The following is a 26,753-nucleotide window of genomic DNA, read 5'->3' on the forward strand; positions in this document are numbered from 1 at the left end:
GGCGCCGGCCGCAAGTTTCCCGGCCGGGGGAGGCCGGGAGAGCCCGGGGGAGCCCGGGGGAGCCCGGGAAAGCATTGTTTTTGCGTCCCGAGGCATTATCTGTCTGGGGTAACGGGACCTTCAGGGAACGGCTATACTGTTGCCCGCCCTGGAAACGCCCCCGCGCCGGTCCCGCCCGCTTTCTGAAAGGTAGATGCGTGAACAATTTCGGAAAAAACCTGGCCCTCTGGATCATCGTCTGTCTGCTGCTGGTTGCGCTGTTCAACCTGTTCCAGGGGCCAACCAATCGCGGGGCGCAGGCCCAGCTCGAATATTCCGAGTTCATCTCCGAATTGAACGCGGGCAATGTCCGCGATGTCACGGTCCAGGGGGACGTCGTCGAGGGCCATCTCGGCGACGGGCGCGCGTTTACCACCAACACGCCGAACGATCCCAAGCTGGTCGACCGGCTGCTGGAAAAGGGCGTGCGGGTCGCGGCCGTGCCGGCCGACGACAACGTCCCGTCGCTGCTGGGCATTCTGGTCTCGTGGTTCCCGATATTGCTGCTGATCGGCGTCTGGATCTTCTTCATGCGCCAGATGCAGTCCGGGGGTGGCAAGGCCATGGGCTTCGGAAAATCTCGCGCGCGCATGCTGACCGAGCGGACCGGTCGCGTGACCTTCGACGATGTCGCGGGTATCGACGAAGCCAAGACCGAGCTTGAGGAGGTGGTCGAGTTCCTGCGCGATCCGCAAAAATTTCAGCGCCTGGGCGCGCGCATTCCGAAGGGTGTGCTGCTCGTGGGCTCGCCCGGTACCGGCAAGACCCTGCTTGCCCGCGCGATCGCGGGCGAGGCCAACGTGCCGTTCTTCACGATCTCGGGCTCCGACTTCGTCGAGATGTTCGTCGGCGTCGGCGCCAGCCGGGTGCGCGACATGTTCGAGCAGGCCAAGAAAAACGCCCCCTGCATCATCTTCGTCGACGAGATTGATGCCGTGGGCCGGCATCGTGGTGCCGGGCTCGGCGGCGGCAATGACGAACGCGAGCAGACCCTCAACCAGCTGCTGGTCGAGATGGACGGGTTCGAGGCGAATGACGGCGTGATCCTGATCGCCGCCACCAACCGGCCCGACGTGCTGGATCCTGCCCTGCTGCGTCCCGGCCGCTTCGACCGCCAGGTCGTGGTGCCCATGCCCGACGTGCTGGGCCGGGAAAAAATCCTCAAGGTCCACATGCAGCGCGTTCCTATCGCGAGCGATGTGGCGCCGCGGACCATCGCGCGCGGCACGCCCGGATTTTCCGGCGCCGATCTTTCCAACCTTGTGAACGAGGCCGCCCTGCTGGCCGCGCGACGGGGCAAGCGGGTCGTGACCATGCTGGAGTTCGAGGACGCCAAGGACAAGGTGATGATGGGGTCCGAGCGGCGCTCGATGGTGATGAGCGAAGATGAAAAGCGTCTGACGGCCTATCACGAGGCCGGCCATGCGCTGGTCAGCGTCTTCGTCGAGGGCAACGATCCGCTGCACAAGGTGACGATCATTCCGCGCGGCCGTGCGCTCGGCCTGACCATGGGGCTCCCGGAAAAGGATCGTCTGTCGATTTCCCGGCGCGAGATCGAGGCGCGCCTCGCCATGATGTTCGGTGGGCGCGTCGCCGAAGAAATCGTGTTTGGCGACGACAACGTCACCACCGGCGCCGGCAACGATATCAAGCAGGCCACCAGCCTGGCGCGCCGAATGGTGACGGAATGGGGCATGAGTGACATTCTGGGGCCGCTCAGCTATGGCGAGAACGAGGAAGAGATCTTCCTTGGTCATTCTGTCGCCCAGCGCAAAAACATGTCCGATGCGACGGCCAAGACGATCGATGAGGAGGTGCGCCGCATCATCGAGTCGGCCGAGACCCTCGCGCGCTCGGTGATCGAGGAGCACCGCGAAGGCCTCGAGAATCTGGCCAAGGGGCTTCTGGAATACGAGTCGCTCACAGGTGACGAGGCCCGCAAGCTGCTGAATGGCGAGACGATCACCCGCGCCCCGACGGAGGAGCCGCCGGGCCCCAAGGGGCCGCGCGCCTCCGTTCCCGCGAGCGGCAAGCCGTCCGGGCCGGGCGGGCTGGAGCCGAAGCCGCAACCCGGCACCTGAATTCGTGACGGCCGTGCGACCCTTCGCCGGGCGCGCCGGCGCGCCGGCCGTCATGGGCATCGTCAACGTCACGCCCGACAGTTTTTCCGATGGCGGTGAATTCAGTGATCCGGTCCGCGCGATCGCCCACGGGCGGGCGCTGATCGAGGCGGGCGCCGATATTCTGGACATTGGGGGTGAAAGCACGCGCCCCGGGGCGACAGAGTTATCGCCCGAGGCGGAGGCCGGCCGCGTTCTCCCCGTCATCGCGGGGCTGGCGCGGGCCGGCGTGCCGCTGTCCATCGATACCCGCCACGCCGCCGTGATGGCCGCCGCCCTCGATGCCGGGGCGGCTATCGTCAACGACGTGACCGCGCTCACCCATGATCCCGAGGCCTTGGCTCTCGTCGCCCGGCGGCAATCCCCGGTCATCCTGATGCATATGCAGGGGACGCCGGAAACCATGCAGGATGGCCCCCGGTATGACGATGTCGTGGTCGAGGTGCTGGACTTTCTGGCCGCCCGCGTGCGGGCTTGCGAGACAGTGGGGATCGACCGCGCCCGTATCGCCATCGACCCCGGTATCGGGTTCGGCAAGTCGCTCGCGCATAACCTGACCCTGCTCGCTCATCTCGACCGGTTCCGCGCTCTTGGCTGCGCCGTCATGGTGGGCGCCTCGCGAAAGAGCTTCATCGCCCGCGCCAGCGGGGGCGAGGCGGTGGACAACCGGTTAGGCGGTTCCCTCGCCGCCGCCCTTTTCGCGGCAAACCGTGGCGTCGATCTGGTGCGCGTGCATGACGTGGCGGAGACCCGCCAGGCGCTCGCCGTCTGGCAGGCGATCGGGAAGGCGCGTTCCTCCGCCTAGACTCCGGCCGCCGGAGCCGGCGGGACGCTGGAGCCGGGTCCGCAAGGCCGGAATGAGGGCTTTGCTGTCGAGCGCGTCCTGGTGTGATATAATTCTGTCAGCAGCGGGATGTTGAGGGGCGCATGCGAAAACTATTCGGGACTGACGGGATTCGGGGGACCGCCAACCGTGAGCCCATGACGGCGGAGACGGCGCTTCGGGTCGCCATGGCGGCGGGCCATCATTTCCGGCGCGGCGATCACAAGCATCTCGTCGTCATTGGCAAGGACACCCGGCTCTCGGGCTACATGCTTGAACCGGCCCTGCAGGCCGGCTTCATCGCGATGGGCATGGATGTGATGCTGTTGGGCCCATTGCCCACACCGGGCGTCGCCATGCTTACCCGCTCGCTGCGCGCCGATCTCGGCGTCATGCTGTCCGCCTCGCATAACCCGTTCGAGGATAACGGAATCAAGCTCTTCGGGCCGGATGGCTGGAAACTCTCTGATGAGGTGGAGATCGAGATCGAACATCTGGTCGAGAACGGGCTCGACGATGTGCTGGCGCCGCCGGCCGAACTCGGGCGCGCGCGCCGGCTGGATGATGCGGTGGGACGCTATATCGAGATCGTGAAGAATACGTTCCCCAAGCAGCTCAGGCTGGACGGACTCAAGATCGTCGTTGATTGCGCCAACGGTGCCGCCTACAAGGCGGCGCCACGCATCCTCTGGGAACTCGGAGCCGATGTCGTGACGATGGGGGCCGATCCGGACGGGATGAACATCAACCACGAATGCGGTGCCACCCATCTTGGGGAACTGCAAAAACGCGTTGTCGCCGAGGGGGCGGATATCGGCCTCGCGCTCGATGGTGATGCCGACAGGCTGATCATCGTGGATGAAACCGGATCGGTGATGAACGGCGATCAGGTGATGGCGCTTGTGGCGAAAAACTGGCAGGAAACGGGCCGTCTCATGGGCGGCGGCGTGGTCGCGACGGTGATGTCGAATCTCGGGTTCGAGCGCTATCTCGATGGTCTCGGCCTGACGCTGGTGCGAACGCAGGTGGGCGACCGGTATGTCTGCGCCCATATGCGCGACCACGGCTTCAACGTGGGCGGCGAGCAGTCGGGCCACATCATCCTGTCGGACTATTCCACGACCGGCGACGGGCTGATTGCGGCGCTGCAGGTGCTGGCGGCGCTGGTCAGCAAGGATGACCGGGTAAGTCATGTCGGCCATATGTTCGATGCCGTGCCGCAACTCCTGAAAAACGTCCCCTATCAGGGACGGCTGCCGCTGGATCGCCCGGATGTGCAGAAGGCGGTCGTGGCGGCCGAGCGCCGGCTGGGCCGAAGCGGGCGGCTCCTGATTCGTCCGAGCGGGACCGAACCCGTTATCCGCGTCATGGCTGAAGGTGACGACCTCGATCTCGTGGGCCGCGTCGTCGACGATATCGTCGGGGCGCTCGAAAAGACGGCCCAGACCTCGGCCGCCTGAGGCCCATGGCCGAAACATCCCCACCTGCCGCCATGCCCCGCATCCTGATCGTCGCGGGCAGTGATTCCGGAGGCGGCGCCGGCATTCAGGCCGATATCAAGACCGTCTCGGCGCTCGGCGGTTATGCCGCCACCGCGATCACCGCCCTGACGGTCCAGGATACCGTCGGCGTTCACGACGTGATGCTTGTGCCGCCCGAAATCGTGGCGCACCAGATGGCGGCGGTGCTGGCCGATATCGGGGCGGAAGCCATCAAGATCGGCATGCTGCCCACGACCGGCTGTATCGAGGCTGTGGCGGCCGCCCTGGCGGATCACGCGGTCGATTGCCCACTCGTACTTGATCCGGTGATGGTGGCGAGCAGCGGCGACCGGTTGATGGATGAAGCGGCCGTGACGGCGCTCAAGGCGCTCCTCGTGCCGCGCGCCCATCTGCTGACGCCAAACGTGGCCGAGGCGGAGCTTCTCACCGGGCTTGCCATCACCACCCCCGATCACGCCGCTCGCGCGGGCAAGGTACTCCAGGCCGAAGGGGCCGCGAACGTACTCGTCACCGGCGTCGTGGCAGGCGCTGATCTGCTCAGCGACGTGCTGGTGACCGAGGCAGGCGCGGAAGTGTTTCAGGGCCCGCGCCTGGCTACCCGCCATACCCACGGCACCGGTTGTACCCTGGCCTCGGCAATCGCGGTTGGTCTCGCGCGGCACGCGGCGCTCGATGCCGCGGTCGCAATGGCGCGGGATTACGTGCTGGGAGCGATCCGCCACGCGCCCGGCTTCGGGCACGGGCACGGGCCCCTCAACCATATGTGGCGGCAGGGCTAGTTCGGGTCTTCGCTGTCGGCCGCGTCGACGTAGATTTTGCTGCCCCGATCGCGAAACTTCTCGCTCATCTCCGCCATGCCCTTCCGGGCGTAGTCGCGGACTTCCTGGGTGATCTGCATGGAGCAGAATTTGGGCCCGCACATGGAGCAGAAATGGGCGACCTTGGCGCCTTCTGCCGGCAGGGTCTGGTCGTGGAAGTTGAGCGCCGTCTCGGGGTCGAGCGACAGATTGAACTGGTCGCGCCAGCGGAAATCGAAACGTGCCCGGCTGAGCGCATCGTCGCGCAACTGCGCCCCCGGATGCCCCTTGGCCAGATCCGCCGCGTGGGCCGCGATCTTGTAGGTGATCACCCCGGCCTTCACATCGTCCCGGTCAGGCAGCCCCAGATGCTCCTTGGGGGTCACATAGCAAAGCATCGCCGTGCCGAACCATCCGATCATCGCCGCCCCGATGGCGCTGGTGATATGGTCGTAGCCGGGCGCAATGTCCGTGGTGAGCGGCCCCAAAGTATAGAAGGGAGCCTCGTCGCAGGCCGCCAGCTGTTTGTCCATGTTCTCCTTGATGAGATGCATGGGCACATGGCCCGGTCCCTCGATCATCACCTGGACGTCGTGTTTGTGGGCGATTTTCGTCAATTCGCCGAGGGTCTCGAGTTCTGCGAACTGTGCCTCGTCATTGGCATCGGCGATGCAGCCTGGCCGCAGCCCGTCGCCGAGCGAGAAGCTGACATCATAAGCCGCCATGATCTCGCAGATTTCCTCGAAGCGCGTGTAGAGGAAACTTTCCTGATGATGGGAGAGGCACCATTTCGCCATGATGGAGCCGCCGCGGGAAACGATGCCGGTCACCCGGTCGGCCGTCATCGGGATGTAGGGCAGGCGCACGCCGGCATGAATGGTGAAATAATCGACACCCTGCTCTGCCTGCTCGATCAGCGTGTCGCGGTAGACCTCCCAGGTGAGGTCCTCGGCCACACCGTTCACTTTCTCCAGTGCCTGATAGATGGGAACCGTCCCGATGGGGACCGGCGAGTTGCGGATGATCCATTCGCGGATGTTATGAATATTGGTGCCCGTGGACAGGTCCATCACGGTATCGGCGCCCCAGCGGATCGCCCACACCATCTTGTCGACCTCGTTCGCAACCGAAGAGGTAACCGCGGAATTGCCGATATTGGCGTTGATCTTCACAAGGAAATTGCGCCCGATGATCATGGGCTCGATTTCGGGATGGTTGATATTGGCCGGAATGATCGCGCGGCCGCGCGCCACCTCGTCGCGCACAAATTCGGGCGTCACCAGCCTGGGGATTTGCGCGCCGAAACTCTCGCCCCCCTTGGCCGCCTCCCGGATAGCTTCGCGGCCTTCGTTCTCCCGAATGGCGATGTATTCCATCTCGGGCGTGATGATGCCCCGCCGCGCATAGGCCAGTTGTGTCACCGTTTCGCCCGGCTTGGCGCGCAGGACACGCTCGCCCGCGCCCGGAAAGGCCGGCACCATGTCATCCCGTTTCAGCTGGCCGTTATCCTCGGGCCGAACCGCGCGGCCCGGGTGCGGACCGACATCGCCGCGTGCCAGAATCCAGTCCGCGCGCAGCCGGGGAGCACCGCGGGTGATATCGATTTTGGCGTCGGGATCGGTATAGGGGCCCGATGTGTCGTAGACGAGTGCCGGCGCCTCGTCCGCTGAAGGGTCGAGCGCGATCTCCCGCATCGGCACCCGGATTTCCGGCCGGTTCGCGGGCGAGGCATAGACCTTCCGGGAGCCCGGTATGGCGCCCGTCTCGACGGACAGGGGGATGTCGGATTTCTTTTGACTGGCGTCGGGCATCACTGCCTCCTCTTTCTTTCAAACGGCTTGGGGTCAGGCGATCTTCCGGGTGGCTCCGGACCGCAGGGCGCCAGGAAAATCAAGGAGGAAGCGGCAGGGCGGATGGTCTGTCAGGTGCATGCCCGAAACGCCAGTCCTTTTCCTACGCCGGTGTCAGCCGGATCAGGTTCGAAGGGTCGCCAGATCGGTCCTGGCCTCTCAGCCTCTTGTGAGGCTCCCCCAAGGGACCGCCCATGGTCGGACGTCTCGGACGACCGGTCAAGAGGCCTCAACGGAGCGGAAAGCGGTGTTCGCACCGGGACGCGCGAATGACCAGCCCCTGACGAGGGGTATTGTGCCACTCTGGGACGTTCGGTGTAATTGACCAGGCTGGTCGCTTTGGGATAGGGAGAGCTTGTCCCGCCAGGCCGACCGGGCTGAAGCCCGCCCGGTCGCACCCCGTCAACCGCGCTTCGGAACGGCGCTTCTCGAGATTTTCGTATGCTCGCAGTCGATCCATCCCTGCAGATTTGGGCGACTCTCGCCTTTGTTCTGGGCGCGGTCGCGATTTACGCCTGGGACAAATACCCGATCGAGCTCACAGCGGGCGGCATCATCGCCGCGCTGTTGATCTATTTCCAGTTCTTCCCTGTGCTCGATGCATCGGGGCAGAATGTGCTGTCACCCGGTGTGATCCTGGCCGGGTTCGCCAACCCGGCGCTGATCGCGGTGCTGGCGCTCCTCGTGGTCGGCCAGGGACTCGTGCGGACCGGTGCGCTTGACCAGACGGCGGAATGGGCGCTCCGGCTGGGTGGGGGCAACGCCTTCATCTGCTTCCTCTTGATCCTCATCGCTGTCATGGCGCTGAGCGCATTTCTCAACAACACACCGGTTGTGGTGATTTTCATTCCGATCATGCAGGCCCTGGCCGAACGTTTCGGGCAATCCGCGTCGCGGTTTATGATTCCGCTCAGCTACGCCGCCATCCTGGGCGGCATGACCACCCTGATCGGGTCGAGCACCAACCTCCTGGTCTCCGACAGCCTGGCTGCCATGGGTGAGACGCCGCTCGGATTTTTCGAGTTCTCCATCCCGGGGCTGATGCTTGGCGGGGCGGGGCTCGTCTTCCTGATCGTGATCGGGGTGCGCCTGCTGCCGCCGCGCGCCAGCCTGGCGGGCGCGCTCGTCGGTGAAAGCGGTAAGCAGTTTATCGCCCAGATCACCGTCACCGCTCATTCCGATCTCATTGGCGAAGAGGCGAAGGCAGGTATATTTCCGGGCCTCAAGGACGTGACCGTGCGCATGATCCAGCGCGGCGAGCACGCCGAACTGCCGCCCTTCGACGGGTTCCGCCTGCGCGAAGGTGACGTGATCATCGTGGCCGCGACACGCAAGGCGCTTCTCGATGTGCTGTCGCGCGACGTGGGGCTGCTCGGCCCGGATCTGCCCGAGGACGAGGAAGGTGGCCTGGCCGGCAGCGACATGATCCTGATGGAGGGCATGGTCACGCCCGCCTCGCGGCTGATCGGACAGAACCTGGAGCAGTCCGGTTTTCGCTACAATTATGATTGCATCGTGCTGGGTATTCAGCGCCGATCGCGCATGATCCGGGCGCGGATGACGGAAATCCGGCTCGAAGCCGGCGACGTTCTGCTTATTCTCGGCCACCGAGGCGATATCGAGGCGCTTCGCGCGAGCCGCGACGTGGTGCCGATGGAATGGTCGGCGACGGAAATCGGCGCACCTGAAATGGCCCGGCGCGCCAGCCTGATCTTTCTGGCCGTGGTGGGGGTCGCCGCGGCCGAACTCATGCCGATCGTGGTGACGGCCACGGCGGGGGCGGTGGGCATGATCGCGGCTGGCGCGCTCAATGTGCGCCAGGCCGCCCGGGCGATCGACCGCAAGATCATGATGCTGGTCGCCTCGGCGCTGGCGCTCGGTGTCGCGATGCAGGAAACCGGCACGGCCGCCTTCCTGGCCAACATCCTGGTGGCCGGGTTTGGCGATTTCGGGCCCGAGGTAATGCTGTCGGTGTTTTTCCTTTTCGTGGCGCTGATGACGAACATTCTTTCCAATAATGCCTGTGCGGTTCTGTTCACGCCGATCGCCATCAGCCTTGCCGCGGGGCTCGACGTGGACCCGCGGATCTTCGCCATTGCCGTGGTCCTCGCCGCCAACTGTTCCTTCGCCACGCCGATCGGTTATCAGACAAATCTGCTGGTGATGGGGCCGGGGCATTACCGGTTCTCCGACTACGCCCGGATCGGCCTGCCCATGACGCTCCTGATGTGGCTGGTCTTCACCCTGTTCGCCCCAGGATATTTCGGCCTCTGAGGCGGGCCGCCCCTTCGTCGGCGGCTTGCGGGAGAGGCTTGCGACCATTGGCCGCGGAAGCGCCCTGCGGGGGTATTGTGCACCGCGTTGACGGGCGCCGCCACGCCACCTAGTATCCGCGCCGCCCGCCCCTTTCCAACGCTGGAAAGGCGCAGGAAACAGCACTTTCCTTGAGGTTCCAGCAAGCGAGGTTTCCATGACAGCCGGCCCCCTGCCCGCTGCCAAGCCGGCCAACCCCTGTTTCTCCTCGGGCCCTTGCGCCAAACGGCCGGGCTGGGATGTCAGCGCGCTGGCCGGCGCTCTGGTGGGACGCTCGCACCGCTCCAAACCGGGCAAGGCACGACTGGCGGAGGTGATCGATCTTACCCGCGAGATTCTGGGCGTGCCCGACGGGTACCGGATCGGCATCGTGCCGGCCTCGGATACCGGGGCGGTGGAAATGGCCCTCTGGTCGCTGCTGGGTCCGCGCGGTGTGGATGTGCTGGCCTGGGAAAGTTTCGGCGCCGGCTGGGCAACTGATGTGGTCAAGCAGCTCAAGCTCGACGACGCGCTGGTGTTCGACGCGCCTTACGGCGATTTGCCCAATCTGAGCGACGTCAATTTCGAGCGCGACGTGGTGTTTCCGTGGAACGGAACCACGTCTGGTGTTCGCCTCCCCGATGGGGACTGGATTCCCGACGACCGGGGCGGGTTGACCATTTGCGATGCGACCTCGGCCGCCTTCGCAATGCGGCTGCCCTGGGACAAGCTCGATGTCGTCACCTTTTCCTGGCAGAAAGTGCTGGGGGGTGAGGGGCAGCACGGCATCCTGATCCTCGGCCCGCGCGCGGTCGAACGCCTCGAAAGCTACACGCCGCCCTGGCCGCTCCCCAAGATTTTCCGCATGACCAAGGGGGGCAAGCTGAACGAGGGCATCTTCAAGGGCGAGACGATCAATACGCCCTCGATGCTTTGCGTTGAGGACGCTCTCGACGCGATGAAATGGGCGCGTTCCGTGGGCGGGCTCGACGGCCTTGTTCGGCGGAGCGAATCCAATCTGGAGGCGATCGCCGGCTGGGTGGCCCGATCCGACTGGGCCGCCTTCCTCGCTGAAAAACCTCGCGAGCGCTCGTGTACCTCGATCTGCCTCAAGATTGACGACCCCTGGTTCAACGGGCTCGACGAACAGACACAGACGGCGGTGCCGAAGGCCATGGCCGCGCTCCTCGAATCAGAAAACGTCGCTTATGATATCAACGGGTACCGCGACGCACCGGCCGGACTCCGGATCTGGGGCGGCGCCACCGTGGAAACATCCGATATCGAAGCGCTCCTCCCCTGGCTTGACTGGGCTTATGCCCGGGTCAAGGCCGATCAATCCGCCTGAAGCCAAAGAAGCACAGGAAGCCATGCCGAAAGTTCTGATTTCCGACAAGATGAGCCCCCGCGCCGCCGAGATTTTCGAGGAGCGCGGGATCGAGGTGGACGTCAAGCCGGGCATGAGCCCGGACGAGCTGGTGGAGGTCATCGGCGCGTATGACGGCCTCGCCATTCGTTCCGCCACCAAGGTGACGGCCGACGTGCTGACCAGGGCATCGGCCCTCAAGGTTGTGGGCCGGGCCGGCATCGGCGTCGATAATGTCGATGTGAAGGAGGCGACCTCGCGCGGCGTGATCGTAATGAACACGCCCTTCGGGAATGCCATCACGACGGCCGAGCACGCCATTGCCATGATGATGGCGCTGGCGCGGCAGATTCCCGAGGCCAACGCCTCGACCCACGCGGGGAAATGGGAAAAATCGCGGTTCATGGGTGTCGAGGTCACGGGCAAGACGCTCGGGATCATCGGGTGCGGCAATATCGGTTCGATCGTGGCGGACAGGGCGCTCGGCCTGAAAATGAAGGTGATTGCCTACGATCCGTTCCTGTCAGACGAGCGGGCGCGGGATATCGGCGTGCAGAAGGTCGATCTGGATACAGTTCTCGCGCGGGCCGATTTCATTTCGCTTCACACACCGCTGACCGATCAGACCCGCAACATTCTGAACAAGGAATCGCTGGCCAAGACTCGCAAGGGCGTGCGGATCATCAACTGCGCGCGCGGCGGTCTCGTGAACGAGCCGGACCTGAAGGCTGCGCTCGACTCGGGCCATGTCAGCGGTGCCGCGTTCGACGTTTTCGAGACTGAGCCCGCGACGGAGAACGTCCTTTTCGGCATCGAAAATTTCATTGCCACACCGCATCTCGGCGCCAGCACGTCCGAAGCTCAGGAAAACGTGGCGCTGGACGTCGCCAACCAGATGGCGGATTTCCTGCTGACGGGCGCCGTTGTCAACGCGATCAACATGCCCTCCCTGTCGGGCGAGGACGCGCAGCGTCTCAAGCCTTATCTGGTCCTGGCCGCACAGCTCGGCAGCTTCGCGGGCCAGGTGACGGAAAGCGGGATTAAGTCGGTTCGCGTTGAATTCGAGGGTCACGCCGCCGAGCAGAACACGCGCCCGCTGGTCGCGACCCTGCTCGAAGGGCTGCTCAAGCCGCTTCTGGACAGTGTCAATATCGTCAATGCGCCCGTGATGGCGCGGGAGCGCGATATCGACGTCACGGAGGTCAAGCACGAGCATCAGCCCGACTACCAGACGCTGATCCGTCTGACGGTCGAGACCGATACCCGCACGCGATCCATCGCGGGTACGCTGGTGGGCGGCACAAAGCCGCGAATCGTCGATATCGAGGGCATCGCGGTCGAGGCTGAGCTCGGCCGGTATATGCTGTTTGTCCGTAACGCCGACCGGCCCGGGTTCATCGGCCGGCTCGGCACCACGCTGGCGGACCATAACGTCAACATCGCGACCTTTCACCTCGGGCGGGTGAAGCCGGGTGATGACGCGCTCTGCCTGGTTCAGGTGGACGAGCCCCTGGACAAGGCGCTGATCGCGGCGCTGTGCGCCCTTCCGGACGTCATGCAGGTAAAGAGCCTTACCTTTTAGCCGGCCCCCAAAGCCGGTCGGCGGGGCCTTCCTGGCTGTACCGTAATTCTAATTGCGTCAGGGACTTAAACGGGTTTAGGTAGCCGCTGACCCGGCCGTGCCCGCGGGTCTGAAGCGGACAGGATAGAGAGAGGCGCTGGCGCGCGGCGGGGAGGCCGTTGCGCGAGGAACGAGACGGCCATGGCATCGGACACCAACCCTGCGAATGGGAAGACGGCGGGCAGCCGGGCATTGCTGCCCCAGGGGCTTGGGGACATCCTGCCACCCGACGCGGCCCGCGAGGCGGCCGCGGTGGAGGCGCTGCTCGGGAGCTTTCACACATACGGCTACGAGCGGGTCAAGCCGCCCCTGGTGGAGTTCGAGGACGGGCTTCTCGAAGGCGCCGGCGAAGCAATGGCAACCCAGACTTTCCGGATCATGGACCCGCTGTCTCACCGCATGATGGCCGTGCGCCCCGATTTCACCTTGCAGGTGGCACGTATCGCCACATCGCGCCTGGCCGGCGTGCCGCGGCCGCTGCGGCTGAGCTATGCGGGCGAGGTGTTACGCGTGCGCGGGTCGCAGATGCGGCCCAATCGCGGTTTCGCGCAGGTCGGCGTCGAGTTGATCGGCGCCGCGCGCACGGCGGCGCAGGTTTCGGCCGATGTCGAGGTCGTGACGCTCGCAGCCGAGGCGCTGCTGGGGCTTGGCATCAAACATCTGTCGGTCGATCTCAACCTGCCGACCTTGGTGCCGGTTCTGCTGGATGAAAAGGCGGTTGACCACGGTGTGCGGCCGAGGCTTCGTGCGGCGCTTAATCGCAAGGACCTTGAGGCTGTCGGCCGCATCCTTTCGGGAGACCGCGAAACCGCGCGCCTGGTGCAGGGGCTTGTGGCGGCCATGGGGCCGGCCGATGCCAGTATCGCGGCCCTCGGCGCGCTCGACCTGCCGCCAAACACGCGCGCCGATTGTGACCGGTTGGTCGAGGGTGCCCAGCGCCTCCTCGAGGCTGGGCACGACTTCGCGCTGACCATCGATCCGGTGGAGCATCGCGGCTTCGAATATCATACCGGCGTCAGCTTTTCGATTTTTGCCCAGGGCATCACCGGTGATCTTGGCCGGGGTGGACGCTATGAAGTACCGGGTCCAAGCGCCGAGCCGGCAACCGGCTTTACGCTGTTTATGGATACCGTGATGACTGCAGTCCCTCGCTCCGAGGAGACGGCGCGGCTGTATCTGCCCTTTCCCGAGGGCGTGGCGCTCGGCCGGCGACTGCGGGAAGAGGGCTGGATCACGGTATCGGGCCTCGGTCCGGTGGCCGATCCCAGAGAAGAGGCGCGCCGGCTTGGCTGCGCGCATGTTGTCATCGATGGCCGCGTCCTCGCGGCGGAAGGCTGAACGGAATCTAGCGCATGGGGAACGTAACCGTAATCGGCGCCCAATGGGGCGACGAGGGCAAGGGAAAGATCGTGGACTGGCTGTCGGAACGTGCCGATGTTGTGGTGCGGTTTCAGGGCGGCCACAATGCCGGCCATACGCTGGTCATCAACGGCACTACCTATGCGCTGAGCCTGCTGCCGTCGGGTGTGGTGCGCCCGGGCAAGATATCCGTGATCGGGAACGGGGTGGTGGTCGATCCCTGGGCTCTCTTGAAGGAGATCGAGGCAATTCGCGAGAAAGGCGTGGACGTCACGCCGGAGACGCTCAAGGTCGCCGAAAACGCGAGCCTGATCCTTCCGTTCCATCCGATGATCGACCGCGCGCGCGAAGAGGCGCTGGGACACGGCCGGATCGGCACGACAGGGCGGGGCATTGGGCCCGCCTATGAGGACAAGGCCGCCCGGCGGGCGATCCGGGTCGGCGATCTGGCGGACCACTCGTTCCTGGCTCACCGTCTCGATCAGCTCCTGGTGCATCATAATGCCCTGCTGCGCGGCCTCGGCCACGACGAAATCGATCGGGAGGCGCTGCTGGCCGAGTTGTGTGCGATCGCCCCCCGCATCCTGCCCTTCGCCGCCCGGGTCTGGGAACTCCTCGACGATGCGCGCCGGGCGGAAAAGCGCATTCTCTTCGAAGGTGCGCAGGGCGTCATGCTGGATGTGGATCACGGCACCTATCCCTACGTCACCTCATCCAATACCGTGGCCGCCGAGGCCTCGGTCGGCGCGGGGGCGGGGTTTGCGGCACCGGGCTACGTTCTGGGCATCACCAAGGCCTATACGACGCGCGTGGGCAGCGGGCCGTTTCCGACCGAACTGTCGGACGAAATCGGCCGCGGGCTGGGTGAGCGGGGTCGCGAATTCGGGACTGTGACGGGACGGCCGCGGCGCTGCGGCTGGTTCGATGCGGTGATGGTGCGCCAAGCGGCCAGGATCGCGGGCATTCACGGTATCGCGCTGACCAAGCTCGATGTTCTCGACGGGATGGCGCAGCTCAACATCTGCACCGGCTATCGCCTGGGCAGCGAGGTGCTTTCGGTTTTCCCGAGCGGCGTCGCCGACCAGGCGGCGGTGAGGCCCGTCTACGAAACCCTCGAAGGTTGGCAGGACTCGACCCGTGGTGCCCGGTCCTGGGCGGATCTGCCGGCGACTGCAATCAAGTATATCCGGCGGATCGAGGAGTTGATCGAGGTGCCCGTGGCGCTGCTGTCGACCAGCCCCGAGCGCGACGACACCATCCTCGTGACCGACCCGTTCTCCGGCTGAGCGCCCCCGGATTTCCGGGCTTTGGCCCGTTTCCGGCAATTCGCCGCCGCGCCCTTGGCACCAGCGTTAACGAATAATTTCCCACCCCCGTCCTAGGTTTGCCTCGGGGGGAGGAGCACGCTTGGCGGCGGGCCGAGACAGCCATGTCTGCGGCTCGCCCGTTCGCCATGAAGCTCGTTCGCCATGAAACTGAGGACCGAAGAGAATGGCCTTGAACGAGGCGCAAACCACGGTGCCGAGTCCGCCGGGCGATGTCCCGCCCGCGCGGGTGATCCCGTTCGGCTCGCATATTGAAATCGATCCGTCCTCGCCCCTCGACAGGTTCAGCGCGCCCCATGCGCCTGCCTTCGCCGCGCGTAATACCCGTTCCGGCAATCCGCTCATTGCCTATCTCGCCGATCCGCGGCGTCAGGCGCGGATCGAGACACTTGACGTCTTTGCGCAGTTTTCAAGCCCCCATTTTTTTCGGCCGATCGAAAGTGGCCCCGTCCGCTGGACGGAGGAAGGCGGGTGGCGATTCGCCATTTTCTATCCGCGAGTGGAGGGCACGCGCCTCGTCTCCGATATGACAGACGAGATCGAGCCGCTCAGCCTCGGCAATCTGGTGCGGCGTTTCGTCCTGCCGACCCTTGACTTCCTGGCCGAATGTTACGAGCGCGGGGTTACCCATCGGGGGATCCGGCCAACAAATCTCTTTGTCACGGATGAAAATTCTCCTTTTTTGCTGGGCGACGGTGTGACGGTACCTCCGGGCGTCGACCAGCCGGTGATTTGCGAGCCGGTCGAACTGGCTATGGCGGACCCCTGGGCGCGCGGCGACGGCGATCACACGGCTGACCTTTACGCTCTTGGCGTCACGATGCTTTATCTGGCGATCGGAAAGAATCCGCTGGCCGGAATGACCAGCGAGCAGATTCTCGATCTGAAGATCCGCGAAGGCTCCTATAACGCCCTGGTCAACGGCCATCGCCTGCCGATGGGGATCAAGGAGGCGCTTCGGGGGCTTCTTAACGACGACCCGGAAAATCGCTGGACCCTGCACGTGCTCACCAAGTGGGCCGAAGGGGGCATGGTGCGGGAAAACCGCAAATCTCCCCGGCCCAGTCATCTCAGATCCATGGAGCATGGCATCACGGTCAACGGGCAGGAGTACAAAAGCCTCCGCGCGCTCGCCCATGCCCTTTCGCGTGACTGGCAGAACGGGCCCGACTGGCTCAAGACCTGTCACCTCCCGCAATGGATCGAAAGCAAGCTCGGAGATTCGGAACTCGCTGGACGGACACGGGAACTTCTTCAGCTTCTCGGGAACAGTGAGAAGAGCCGCGCCGACCGGAGCGGCTGGCGCGCGCTGATCTTTGCCCGTCTGCTCGCGACGCTCGATCCCAGGGCTCCGTGGCGGTTTCTGGGTATCGCCGCAATGCCGGACGCGCTCGGGGATCTCGTCGCCGAACGGCACGCTGATGAAGCGTTCCAGCAGGATCTGCGCCAGTTCTTCGAACACAAATTTTTTCTCTACCATGCGGAATTGCCGGGCGCCGATACGGCCATGGCCAGCCGTGTGGCCCTCCGGCTCAAAAATCTGCCGGCCAAGCTCGCATCGCGCGAGTATGGCGCCGGCATGGAATACTGCCTTTATGCGTTAAATCCGGAATTGCCGTGCCTCAGCCCGATGTTCGGCGAAAAATACCATGTGATTTCCTGTGAAACCCTGATCGATGCGCTTGAAGAGGGCGTGGGCGAAAAATCCGATTTGACGCGCATCTTCGATCGGCATCTGGCAGCTTTTGTCGCGGCGCGGGTCCGGGGGCTCCCCGATGGCGAATTACCCCGGACCGAAATCATGGACAGCGCCGGCAAGCGCGCGAGCTTGCGAATACTGGCTACGGCCCAGCGCCGTGCTAACGGACGCAAGGCCCGCGCCCTTTCCGGGTGGTTGCGTAAATTTGTCGAGCCCACCCTGGGGGATCTTCACAATGTCCGCCTGCGCCAGTATATCGACGAGCGCCTCGAGAGTGCTGCCGCCAGCGGTAACCTGTCCAAACTGGTCGATCTGCTGGACAACCGGACAATCCGGCACAATGACGATGTGAATTACCGCCATGCCGTCCAGGAGGCACGTCGGGCCGAGGCGGAACTCAACCATTTTCGCCTGGCCGCGCGCACGCTGCATCGAGACGCACGGTTAAGAGGGCAGGCGCAGGCAGGTGTTGTGTCGCTCGCGCTTTCGATCGCCGCGGGCATTGGCCTCTTCATGATGAAAATGTTGTAGGAGGACAGAAATGGCTGGTCGCGCCGCGCCACCCGGCAGGCATAATTCGCGAATTCTCCTGGCCGTCACGCTGCTGGGCCTGATGATAGCGGCCTTTCCGACCTTCATAATCGTGGTCGTCGGGCTCGTGCCGACGTTTTTCGTCAGAATGGCGGACGAGTCGCCTGGCGCAGCCATGATGCGCGCGGTCTTTCCGGCTAATCTGGTGGGCGTCCTGTACGTGGTCACGGTCCTGTGGGAGAGCGGCCACAGTTACGAAAACGCCCTCATGGTCGTCACCACCACTGTCCACCTGGCGACCATGTATGTGGGCGCGCTTGTCGGCTTCCTGATCTATCTGGCAGTGCCGGTGGTGAACGTCGCGCTGGCGCAGATGCAGAATCGCAGTCGGCGCCAGACTCTGGCGGCCCGGATCGAGGGCCTGAAGGCAGAATGGGGAGAGGACGTTCTCGCGTCCCGCGAAGACGGGTAGGTCTGGCCCGGTGACCGGGCCGGCGGCTCGTCACGCCCGGCCGTTTACGCCCGGCCGTTCACGCCCGGCCGTTCACGCCATGACGTCGGCCTCCGCCATTTCACGCACGGCCGCCTGCAGCTTCTCGAACGCGCGCGCTTCGATCTGGCGCACCCGCTCGCGCGAGATGCCGTATTCCTGGCTGAGTTCCTCCAGGGTGGATGCGCTTTCCTTGAGCCGTCGCTCGCTCAGAATATGGCGTTCGCGCTCGTTCAGGCCTTCCATCGCCCGCGCCATAAGCTCACGCCGGCGTCCCATTTCTTCCCGCTCACCCAGAAGCTCTTCCTGATCCGGTTCCTCGCCGACGAGCCAGTCCTGCCATTCGCCTTCACCTTCCGCCTTCAACGGCGCGTTCAGGGAATTGTCGCTCGCCGCCAGCCGCCGGTTCATTTCGATCACGTCCTTTTCCGGTACCGACAGTGCATCGGCAATTTCCGAGACGCTTTCCTGGGGCAGGTCGCCTTCCTCGAATTGCTGCAGACGGCTTTTCAGCTTCCGCAGGTTGAAAAACAGTTTCTTTTGCGCGGCAGTGGTGCCGATCTTCACGAGCGACCAGGAATGCAGGATGTATTCCTGAATGGCCGCCTTGATCCACCACATGGCGTAGGTGGCTAGCCGGAAGCCGCGATCGGGGTCGAATTTCTTGACCGCCTGCATCATGCCGACATTGCCTTCCGATATCAGTTCGGCCAGGGGCAGGCCATAACCGCGGTAGCCCACGGCGATCTTGGCCACCAGGCGCAAATGGCTGGTCACCAGCTTGTGCGCCGCCTCCACGTCGCCATGGTCGCGCCAGCGCTTCGCCAGCATGAACTCCTCTTCCCGCTCCAGCATCGGGAATTTCCGGATCTCCTGCAGGTAGCGACTGAGATTGCTTTCCGGTGTGAACTGGAGCGCCGGCAACTGGCGCTTGGTCAGTGCCGTGCCGGTGCCCTCGGTCGTCTCTTTGTGCTGGTCGTTCGAGCCTGTCACGTGATGTTCCGATTTCCTGTGCCTGATTTCCTGTGCCTGATGTGGCGGCCGGCCAACCCCGGGAGCGCCAGTTTCGAGGGACGGTAGGCGGCCTTCGTGTCCAAATCGTGGCCGGTCCCACGGCCCGCTGCATTGACCTAGGTTGGTGGCCAAAGCTGAAGAAATTATAACAAGTTTTTATATCGACTCTAAAGAATAAATTAATCCATTGAAATCATGTGGTAATTCGGAAGAGAACCGGCACAGCTCATCGCTGGTCGGATGACGGAAGCCCAGGGTCCGGGCATGCAGCGCCTGGCGGGGAAAGGCGCGCAGTCGGGCCAGTATCGCCGTCTCGCGAGCCCCCCGGGCCCGGCTTGCCCATTTCGGCACGCGGCCATAAAGCGGGTCGCCGATGACCGGATGTCCCAGATGGGCCATATGGACGCGGATCTGATGCGTCCGCCCCGTGGCCAGCCGGCAGGTCACGAGGCTGGCCAATGTGTCGAAGCTGCGCTCTGTCGTGTAATGCGTGAGCGCCGGCTTGCCGCCGCGCGTGACCACGGCCATTTTCTTCCGGTGCGTCGGGCTGCGCCCGATGTTGCCGTGAATCTCGCCCGACAGCGGTCCCGGCACGCCCCAGACCAGCGCCGTATAGCTGCGCTCGATCGTATGGGCGCTGAACTGGGCGGCGAGCCGGACATGCGCCTCGTCCGTCTTGGCGACGAGGATAAGCCCGCTCGTGTCCTTGTCCAGGCGATGGACGATGCCCGGCCGTTTCACCCCGCCGATCCCGGAAAGTTCCGCCCCGCAATGGGCGAGCAGGGCGTTGACCAGCGTCCCGTTGGTATTGCCGGCCGCCGGGTGGACGACAAGGCCGGCCGGCTTGTTGATCACGATCAGGGCAGCATCCTCGTAGACGATATCAAGAGCGATCGTCTCTGCCGCAGGCGTCGCGGCGATCGGCACGGGCACACGGACGACAAGCTCTGTCCCCGGTTTGACCAGGTAGGAGGGGTCCGCTATCTTCCGCCCGTTTACGAAGACGAGACCTCCGGAAATCAGCGACTTGAGCCGGTTTCGCGATAGCGCCGTGCGGTCGGCCAGCACCTTGTCGAGCCGTCCCGCGACCGGCGCCGCGCTGTCCCCGCCGCCGATTGCCTCGCCCGGGACGGAAAGCGTGATAACCTCGGCGATCCCGCCGTCGTCCGGCTGCGTATCTGATTTGTCCGTCGTCATGGACTCACACTGGACCCAACGATGAAAGCACTCAAGAGCCTCGTGATTTTCCTCGCCGTTCTGATTGTCGCGGCAACGGCGGTGCTCGTATACGAAATCGTTCGTCGCGCCACGAGCGAGGAAACACCCGCCCTGTCGGGGCCGGCGAGTGTTTCGCGCGGGCCGGGCGACACGCCGGTGCGTCTGATCGTGCCCGAGGGCGCGATGATCGGCGGCCTCGAGGTGACGGACAACCGGCTGATCGTCGAAATCCAGGGCTTCGAGGGCGAGACCAGTGTCTACGTGATGGATCTTGAGACCGGACGGGTGGTGGCCCGCATCGGTGCGGAAGGGGAACCCACCCGTCTCCCGGATGGGGACGAGGAGGATGAGCCGGGCGCGGGCGTGGACCGGTAAGCCATGGCGATCAATTTTTGCAGTGATAACGTCTCTGGCGTGTCACCGGAAATCATGGCCGCGATCACGGCGGCCAACGACGGTGCCGCCATGCCGTACGGGCAGGACGAGGTTTCCGCCCGGCTGACGGCGCAATTCGCGGAGGTGTTCGAGACCGATCTCGCCGTGTTTCCGGTGGTGACGGGATCGGCCGCCAACGGGCTGGCGCTGGCCAGCCTGGCACCGCCCTATGGCGCGATCTACTGTCACGCGGACTCGCACATCAATTCCGATGAATGCGGCGCGCCGGAATTCTTTACCGCCGGTGGGAAGCTGGTTCCGCTCGATGGCGAAGATTGCAAGATCGATCCGGCCGCGTTGACGCGCGCGCTCGACCGGTCGGGGGCGGGCATGGTGCATTACGTGCAGCCGGCCGTGCTCAGCCTGACCCAGGCCACGGAGTCGGGCACGCTCTATCGGGCGGACGAAATCCGCTCACTGAGTGATACCGCCCATGAGCGGGGCCTCAGTGTGCATATGGATGGCGCGCGTTTCGCCAACGCGCTGGCGGCGACGAATGCCAGCCCGGCCGAGATGAGCTGGCGCGCCGGGGTGGACGTGCTGTGCCTGGGCGCGACCAAGAATGGCGCCATGGCGGCCGAGGCGGTGATCTTTTTCAACCCGGACCGCGCCCGGGAAACCGGCTTCCGGCGCAAGCGCGGGGGGCATCTCCTGAGCAAGATGCGCTTCCTTTCGGCCCAGCTTGAAGCCTATCTGGCGGACGGACTCTGGCTCCGGAATGCGGGCCGGGCGAATGCGCGGGCGCGCGAACTGGCGGACGGGCTTGCGGCGCTCCCCGGCGCGCGGCGGCTTTATCCGGTCGAGGCGAACGAGATGTTTTTCGAACTCCCCGCGCCCGTCCGCGCGGCCTTCGAGGCCGCCGGCGTACTTTTCTATCCCTGGCCGAGGCTCGGCCCCGGGGTGATCCGGCTTCTGACCAGCTTCGAGACGACGGAGTCCGAAATCCAGGCGGCGCTCGAGATTGCGCGCCGCGCGCTGGAAGGCCGGGAGCGGGTCCAGTGAGGACTTGCGAAAACCGGGGCGGGGCTGTATCAGACGGGCTCTCGCCTCTCGTCCCCTTCGTCTAGAGGCCTAGGACACCGCCCTCTCACGGCGGCAACACGGGTTCGAATCCCGTAGGGGACGCCAATGTACAAACTCGCCCCTCAAAATGTACAAACTTTTTGTCACGTTTTGTTCCCTCGGCGGCCGGTCTTGCGGGCCGACCTAGCGGCCCTGGGCCTCGAGAACGGTGAGCGAGACATCCTCCTCCGTCACCGGTGACCCGAACAGCCAGGACGGGTGCGAGGTGAAGATCGTGCCGTGATATTTCTGGAAATCGATCGTGCTGCCCCAGTTGGGCCAGACGATATCGCCTTCCGGATCGCTTGCATCGGGCCAGACCCGGATGCCCTGATACATCGACTTCCAGAATTCACCCGATTTGTCGAAGGCTTCGCCGTAATAGACGTTCCATGTCTTGGCATCGATATAGCCGACCTTGCGGCTATAGGGATGCTCGGGCTCGGGCGTGCCCTCGATCACGTAGACCTCGCGCGGCTCCCAGTCATTGATGGGGTTCCAGTGCGGCCGGTTGGTCAGATCGAAACCGGGGAATTCGTCATCGATATTGGACGCGTCTTCATTCCATTGCGGGCTGATGCTGTTGGCGACGGCCAGAATCGTGGTCTTGCCCAGAAATTTGTAATCGGCATACCAGGTGGGATAGGCGCCGAAAATGCCGAAATCGTCGCCCAACTCGTCGGTGCTGCCGATCGGATCCATCCAGGCGCTGCCCGATAGCCGGCGCACCCGGCGGACATCGCGCACATAGGCCCAGCTATCGTCCACCTTGCCCGTGTTATAGCGAATAGCGAAGGTGCCCACGCCCTTGATGTCCTGCGGGGCGAGGGCAACGATCAGGGATTTCTGGTAGGCATCGGGTTCGCCGATCGAGGGCGCGCCTCCCGTCACCCGACCCTTGAGCAGAATCAGTCGATAGGTCCAGACCTGCTTGCGCTCGACACCGGTATTGCCGTCGATCAGGAGGTACGAGAATTTGGGCTGATCGAGTGAATCGCCGCTTTGCCGCCCGCGCTGTGAGTTCCAGATGACCTTCCACGCGATGTCCGGATCGTTCGGGTCAAGCTCGGGGAAAGGCACGCCGCCAACCCAGCCGACGAGTTTCTTGTCCGCGTCGAGCCGCGCCTGGTCGGCGTATTTGCGCGTCAGCTCCGCATAGCGCGGGTCGATGGGATGCGGGCGGATCTCACCAAGCGGGATGGTGAGGTTATGTTCACGAATCTGCCAGACGATCCGCTCGGGCAGCATGTCCGGTATGCGATGCCCGCCATAACTGGCCTCGAGAAGCCGGTCGATGTTTTTGGCCGTGATGACGGTTCCGGGAGAGAGCGCGGTGCCGTTGTCCGCCGCCATCGTGGCGCTCGCGGTGATGAGTGAAAGGATCGCCGCCCATGACGCGAGGCCGTGCCGCATCGCTGATCTCATGCCAATCTCCCCAGATTTTGTAAGTCTTTCAGGCTGTCTCTTGACCGGGCAAGCCTACCCGGTGCGTGGTCGCGCGCAAAGGCCGTCCTTTCACGCATGACGTGCCAGCCCCGGCGTGTTGCCCGGCTAGAACGGGTTCCAGGATGCTTCTCGGGTAAAATGCATGTATCCCACATTCACCCCCGCGCGGAGGCCGACGCCGGTCTTGATCGGGGCGAGGATCACGCCGTCGCTCTGCAGATAATGCATGCCGACGCCGCCGACGACGTAGATCGACCCTTCGCCGCCGGGAAAGCGCTGAAACAGCGCGTCGGCCGTCTCAAGATTGTAAACGAGCACGAAAATTTTTGACGCGTTGCCGCCAAAATCAAAACCGACGGTCGGGCCCTGCCAGAACACCTTGCGGGTCCCGCCTGATTTGAAATTCAGATCGCCGCGCCCGTATTTCACGCCAACACCGACTGCGCCGCTCACTTCCTCTCCCGTGATGTAGGCGTTCGGCCGCCCATGATCCTGAAAAGCCTTCTCCACGACATCGGCCAGCCCGGCTGTCGTCGCGCCGAAAAAGGAATTTGCGCTTTCGATGATCTCGTTTTTCGTGAAGCCGCTTTCCTCGGCCGCAGTCGCGTCGTTGGCCCCGTCGTTGGCCCCGTCGTTGGCCAGGACGCCGGTCCAGGACCCGGTCGCCAGGCTGAGGAGAAGAGCCAGAAGCAGCACCCGGGCGCGCGGCTTTTTCGATTCTCGTGACCCTGTATGGTCGGTCATCTCTTGCCCCTTCCTTTCATTCGGTCCCTTCGGGCTGTGCCCCGTCCGGTCCTCGTGACGGGAGTCTAGCCGGAAATGTGTCGGAAGTTTGGTTATCTGCGCCGCACCCTGCTGGCCGGCAGCACGATCCGGGCCGTGGTACCGCGATCGGGTTCGCTCTCAATCTCGAGATGCCCGCCGTGAAGCTCCACGAGACGCTTGGAAAGGGGCAGTCCGAGCCCCGTGCCGCCCTGCGCGGTGTCGTCGGGTACGTGCACCTGGCCGTACTCCTCGAGCGCGGTTTCGATCCCTTCGGGGGTCATCCCGATACCCTCGTCACGCACGGTCAGAACAGCCTCGCCTGCGCGCGACAGGCCGCAGGACAGTTTGACGCTGCCGCCAGCCGGAGAAAAACGGACAGCGTTCGAGATCAGGTTCACGAGCGCCTGGATAAGCTTGTGCTTGTCACCACGAAGACGGGTGACATCCTCGGCATGGACAATTTCGATACGGACATCGGATTCGGCTGCGGCCAGGCGCGTCATGCTGAGAACGGTGTGGCACAGCGATTCAATGTCGAACTCGCTCTCGTGCAGGACCAGCTTTCCCGACTCCGCCCGAGCCAGGTCGAGGATTTCGTTGATGACATGCAAAAGATGCTTGCCACTCGACGAGATGTCTTTTGCATAGTCCCGGTAGCGGGCCGGAACTTCGCCGAAAACAGCGTTCTCGATCACTTCTGAAAAGCCGATGATGGCATTGAGCGGCGTGCGCAACTCATGGCTCATATTGACCAGGAAGCGGGTCCTGGCCTCGGTCGCCTGCTTGGCCTGGGATGTCGCTTTTTCGGCCGCCATGCGCGCTTCCACGGCTTCGCGCTCGTGCGCCTTGATTTCTGAGATGTCGGTCGCGATGGCGGCGACGGCGTAGGGTTTGCCGTCAGCGTCATGCAGTGGAAACTTGACCGAGAGGAAGGTGTGCTCGACCCCGTCGAAGTTCAATTGTTCCTCAACCTCGAGCGCTTCGCCGCTCTCGAAAACGAGGCGGTCCGAACGCAGAAAATCCGGATTTGTCTCCCGCCTGCCAATCAGGGACTGGCTCGGGTCATGGGCCTTTTCCTGAACCTTCTGGTTGACCAGGATATAGATGCCGTTCAGGTCGCGGACAAAGACGGATGTCGGGGCGTTTTCCAGAATGGCCCGGAAACGGTTTTCGCTCTTGATCAGTTCGCGCTCGGCTACTTTCTGGGTCGTGATGTCGATGGAAGTACCGATAAAGCCGATGAAACGGCCCTTCGAATCGCGCCGCGGCACGGCCTGGACGAAATACCAGATGAGCTGTCCGTCCGGTTTTTGCACCCGATGCTCGAGCGTGAAGCTGCTCTGGCGCTCGATCGCTTCCGAGAAGGTTTTGAACAGGCGCTCCCGGTCTTCGGGATAGATAAAGTTCTCCCACCCGTCTTCCAGGATCTGGTTGGATCTCAGGCCGATGTGATCGGTATAGGCCTTGTTGTAATAGGTGGAATTGCCTTGCGGGTCCGTTAGCCAGACGGCGCAAGGCAGGAGATCGAATGCCTGGCGCAGGGCGGCCTCGTCCGATGGCAGGTCGGCCGTGAATCGTGCTCCGGCTGTGGCCACCCGGAGGCCCTCCCTTAATTTAAGCTGCGGTTTCCCCGTTTTCCGGGCGCCCCCGCACGGGGTCGCCGCCATGTTAGCAAAGAATCGGGAAAATTATAAATAACTTCCGGGTCCCGGACAGGTGCCCGGAAAGGTCACTTTTGCAGGGTTTCGAGATAATCCACGATCGCGTGAATGCGGCCCGGCGTGACCAGCGCGGCATGAAGTCCACTGCCGAGCTCGGCCCGGAACTCGCCGTCCCAATGGGGCATCAGGCGTGGCGAATCGCGTGTCGGATCGCCCGCAATGACCCGGTAAACATACGCCGCCGGGTAGGCATCGCCATTGCGCCGGGCGAGCGAGGTCAGATCCGCCGGCCGGGCAAGGAGGTGCGGGCCGTCCGGCGTCTCGATGACGCGTCGCCCGGCCGCGTCCGCTCCGTGGCAGGCTGCGCAATAGTTTTTGAAATCCGATTCTCCGGACCCATAGCCGGCGGGAGGGCGGGGCATGTGCGGCTCCTCCGCCGCGAGGCCGCCGGCGATCAGGGCGATCGCCATCAGGCTGAGGGCGGCTGGAAGCGATTTCTTCGGATATCGGATCATCATCGCCTCGGGTGTCAGCTAATTCATGCCATTGATGCCGCGTGTGATCAGGGTGAGCCCGATCACGAACAATATGGCCAGCAACAAGCGCTCGAAATTGCGCTGGCTGATATGGTGCCGCAACCGGCGGCCGGCCAGAAGCCCCAGCAGGACGGGAAGCGAGGCGGCGAGGGAGGCCAGGACGGCACCTGCATCGAGCACGCCATGCAGGGCCAGCCCCCCGTAAAGGGCGGCTGCGCCCGAGACATAGATCATGCCGATCGCGGTGACGAAATCGTCTTTGTGAAGGCGCAGGGCGTTCAGGTACATGAAGATCGTGGGGCCGTAAAAGCTGGAAACGCCGCCGACCGCGCCTGCGATCAGGCCGACCGCCGGCGTCGCGGGCTTCTCGAACCGCTCGGGCAGGTGGAAGGAGAGAGGCACCAGTTCCATCACGCAATACAGGATCACAAGAGAGCCCAGGATAAGGGCCACGGATTCCGCCGTGATGGACACCAGCATGTAGGTGCCCAAAAACGTCGTTGGCATGAGGGTCAAGATCAGGGGCAGGAAGCGGCGCAGGGTGGCCAGCCGGTCCCGGCCGCGGATGGCCTGCAGGAAATTCGATGCCAGAATCGGGATCATCATCACCGAAATCGCCAGGCGCGGATCGACCGCGAGCGAAAGTACCGGGACCACGACAAGCGGCAGCCCGACGCCGACGACGCCTTTCATGAGACCGCCGGCGAAGAAGGCGCTCGCGGCGAACACATAGGCGATCAGGCCGAGTTGAAAAAGCTGGTCGCTCACGTGGCAGGGTAATCCAATGGCGGGGCGGACAGGA

The 26,753-nt window shown here is 64.2% G+C and carries 21 protein-coding genes, 1 tRNA gene and 1 riboswitch; of the genes, 14 read left to right on the top strand and 8 right to left on the bottom strand.

All coding sequences use genetic code 11. From position 1 onward, the window contains the following. The first annotated feature begins 197 nt into the window (after positions 1-197). The 4 genes from ftsH to thiD all read left to right on the top strand — a co-directional run bounded on the left by ftsH (position 198) and on the right by thiD (position 5,263). On the top strand, positions 198-2,120 hold the full coding sequence (gene ftsH / locus RLQ26_00965) for an ATP-dependent zinc metalloprotease FtsH (GenBank protein ID MEQ9087295.1): 1,923 nt from the start codon (positions 198-200) through the stop codon (positions 2,118-2,120). A gap of 4 nt (positions 2,121-2,124) precedes the next feature. After that, positions 2,125-2,964 carry a dihydropteroate synthase gene (gene folP, locus RLQ26_00970; GenBank protein ID MEQ9087296.1) on the top strand — a complete coding sequence of 280 codons (840 nt, stop codon included), beginning with the start codon at positions 2,125-2,127 and terminating at the stop codon, positions 2,962-2,964. Positions 2,965-3,086: 122 nt separating this feature from the next. After that, the gene (gene glmM, locus RLQ26_00975; GenBank protein ID MEQ9087297.1) at positions 3,087-4,442 is read left to right on the top strand and encodes a phosphoglucosamine mutase; all 1,356 of its coding nucleotides are present in this window, start codon (positions 3,087-3,089) and stop codon (positions 4,440-4,442) included. Between the two features lie 5 nt (positions 4,443-4,447). Continuing rightward, positions 4,448-5,263: a bifunctional hydroxymethylpyrimidine kinase/phosphomethylpyrimidine kinase gene (gene thiD, locus RLQ26_00980; GenBank protein ID MEQ9087298.1), complete on the top strand. Its 816-nt coding sequence runs from the start codon at positions 4,448-4,450 to the stop codon at positions 5,261-5,263. On the opposite strand, the gene thiC is transcribed toward thiD, so the two are convergent. Beyond that, positions 5,260-7,092: a phosphomethylpyrimidine synthase ThiC gene (gene thiC, locus RLQ26_00985; protein MEQ9087299.1), complete on the bottom strand. Its 1,833-nt coding sequence runs from the start codon at positions 7,090-7,092 to the stop codon at positions 5,260-5,262. The genes thiD and thiC overlap by 4 nt on opposite strands. Before the next feature lie 122 nt (positions 7,093-7,214). Beyond that, positions 7,215-7,323: riboswitch (TPP riboswitch) on the bottom strand. Between the two features lie 249 nt (positions 7,324-7,572). Between thiC and RLQ26_00990 the strand changes: the two genes are divergently transcribed. The 7 genes from RLQ26_00990 to RLQ26_01020 all read left to right on the top strand — a co-directional run bounded on the left by RLQ26_00990 (position 7,573) and on the right by RLQ26_01020 (position 17,796). Next, on the top strand, positions 7,573-9,405 hold the full coding sequence (locus tag RLQ26_00990) for an SLC13 family permease (protein ID MEQ9087300.1): 1,833 nt from the start codon (positions 7,573-7,575) through the stop codon (positions 9,403-9,405). A 196-nt stretch (positions 9,406-9,601) separates the two neighbouring features. Then, positions 9,602-10,771 (top strand): phosphoserine transaminase, encoded by a 1,170-nt coding sequence (locus RLQ26_00995; protein ID MEQ9087301.1) that lies wholly within the window; start codon positions 9,602-9,604, stop codon positions 10,769-10,771. A 22-nt stretch (positions 10,772-10,793) separates the two neighbouring features. Further along, entirely contained in the window at positions 10,794-12,371 is a 1,578-nt protein-coding gene (serA, locus tag RLQ26_01000) for a phosphoglycerate dehydrogenase (GenBank protein ID MEQ9087302.1), read from the top strand. A gap of 180 nt (positions 12,372-12,551) precedes the next feature. Next, entirely contained in the window at positions 12,552-13,748 is a 1,197-nt protein-coding gene (locus RLQ26_01005) for an ATP phosphoribosyltransferase regulatory subunit (protein MEQ9087303.1), read from the top strand. 14 nt (positions 13,749-13,762) lie between these two features. Further along, positions 13,763-15,055: an adenylosuccinate synthase gene (locus tag RLQ26_01010; GenBank protein ID MEQ9087304.1), complete on the top strand. Its 1,293-nt coding sequence runs from the start codon at positions 13,763-13,765 to the stop codon at positions 15,053-15,055. A gap of 205 nt (positions 15,056-15,260) precedes the next feature. Further along, positions 15,261-17,324 (top strand): hypothetical protein, encoded by a 2,064-nt coding sequence (locus RLQ26_01015; protein MEQ9087305.1) that lies wholly within the window; start codon positions 15,261-15,263, stop codon positions 17,322-17,324. Between the two features lie 10 nt (positions 17,325-17,334). Next, complete coding sequence (locus RLQ26_01020; GenBank protein MEQ9087306.1) at positions 17,335-17,796, top strand: hypothetical protein; 462 nt, start codon at positions 17,335-17,337, stop codon at positions 17,794-17,796. Between the two features lie 72 nt (positions 17,797-17,868). On the opposite strand, the gene rpoH is transcribed toward RLQ26_01020, so the two are convergent. Further along, on the bottom strand, positions 17,869-18,753 hold the full coding sequence (gene rpoH / locus RLQ26_01025; GenBank protein ID MEQ9087307.1) for an RNA polymerase sigma factor RpoH: 885 nt from the start codon (positions 18,751-18,753) through the stop codon (positions 17,869-17,871). Positions 18,754-18,984: 231 nt separating this feature from the next. Next, on the bottom strand, positions 18,985-20,025 hold the full coding sequence (locus tag RLQ26_01030; GenBank protein MEQ9087308.1) for an RluA family pseudouridine synthase: 1,041 nt from the start codon (positions 20,023-20,025) through the stop codon (positions 18,985-18,987). A 21-nt stretch (positions 20,026-20,046) separates the two neighbouring features. On the opposite strand from RLQ26_01030, the gene RLQ26_01035 reads away from it, so the two are divergent. The 3 genes from RLQ26_01035 (at position 20,047) to RLQ26_01045 (ending at position 21,609) form a co-directional block, all read left to right on the top strand. Next, entirely contained in the window at positions 20,047-20,421 is a 375-nt protein-coding gene (locus tag RLQ26_01035) for a hypothetical protein (protein ID MEQ9087309.1), read from the top strand. Between the two features lie 3 nt (positions 20,422-20,424). Then, a complete protein-coding gene (locus RLQ26_01040; protein ID MEQ9087310.1) occupies positions 20,425-21,483 on the top strand; it encodes a low specificity L-threonine aldolase in 1,059 nt (352 codons plus the stop codon). A 50-nt stretch (positions 21,484-21,533) separates the two neighbouring features. Beyond that, positions 21,534-21,609: transfer RNA gene (locus RLQ26_01045), tRNA-Glu, on the top strand. Positions 21,610-21,687: 78 nt separating this feature from the next. Here RLQ26_01045 and RLQ26_01050 read toward each other — a convergent pair. From RLQ26_01050 to RLQ26_01070, 5 genes are all read right to left on the bottom strand, one after another. Further along, positions 21,688-22,968, bottom strand: coding sequence for a DUF1329 domain-containing protein (locus tag RLQ26_01050; protein MEQ9087311.1), 1,281 nt, complete (start codon positions 22,966-22,968; stop codon positions 21,688-21,690). Positions 22,969-23,094: 126 nt separating this feature from the next. Continuing rightward, on the bottom strand, positions 23,095-23,733 hold the full coding sequence (locus tag RLQ26_01055; protein ID MEQ9087312.1) for a DUF1134 domain-containing protein: 639 nt from the start codon (positions 23,731-23,733) through the stop codon (positions 23,095-23,097). A gap of 92 nt (positions 23,734-23,825) precedes the next feature. Continuing rightward, entirely contained in the window at positions 23,826-25,349 is a 1,524-nt protein-coding gene (locus RLQ26_01060) for a PAS domain S-box protein (GenBank protein ID MEQ9087313.1), read from the bottom strand. Positions 25,350-25,483: 134 nt separating this feature from the next. After that, on the bottom strand, positions 25,484-25,930 hold the full coding sequence (locus tag RLQ26_01065) for a cytochrome c (GenBank protein MEQ9087314.1): 447 nt from the start codon (positions 25,928-25,930) through the stop codon (positions 25,484-25,486). A gap of 18 nt (positions 25,931-25,948) precedes the next feature. Continuing rightward, positions 25,949-26,719, bottom strand: a complete 771-nt coding sequence (locus RLQ26_01070) for a sulfite exporter TauE/SafE family protein (GenBank protein ID MEQ9087315.1) — start codon at positions 26,717-26,719, stop codon at positions 25,949-25,951. Positions 26,720-26,753: the final 34 nt, after the last annotated feature.

Source organism: Alphaproteobacteria bacterium (assembly GCA_040220875.1).
In the GTDB taxonomy this organism is placed as follows: Bacteria; Pseudomonadota; Alphaproteobacteria; order JAVJVX01; family JAVJVX01; genus JAVJVX01.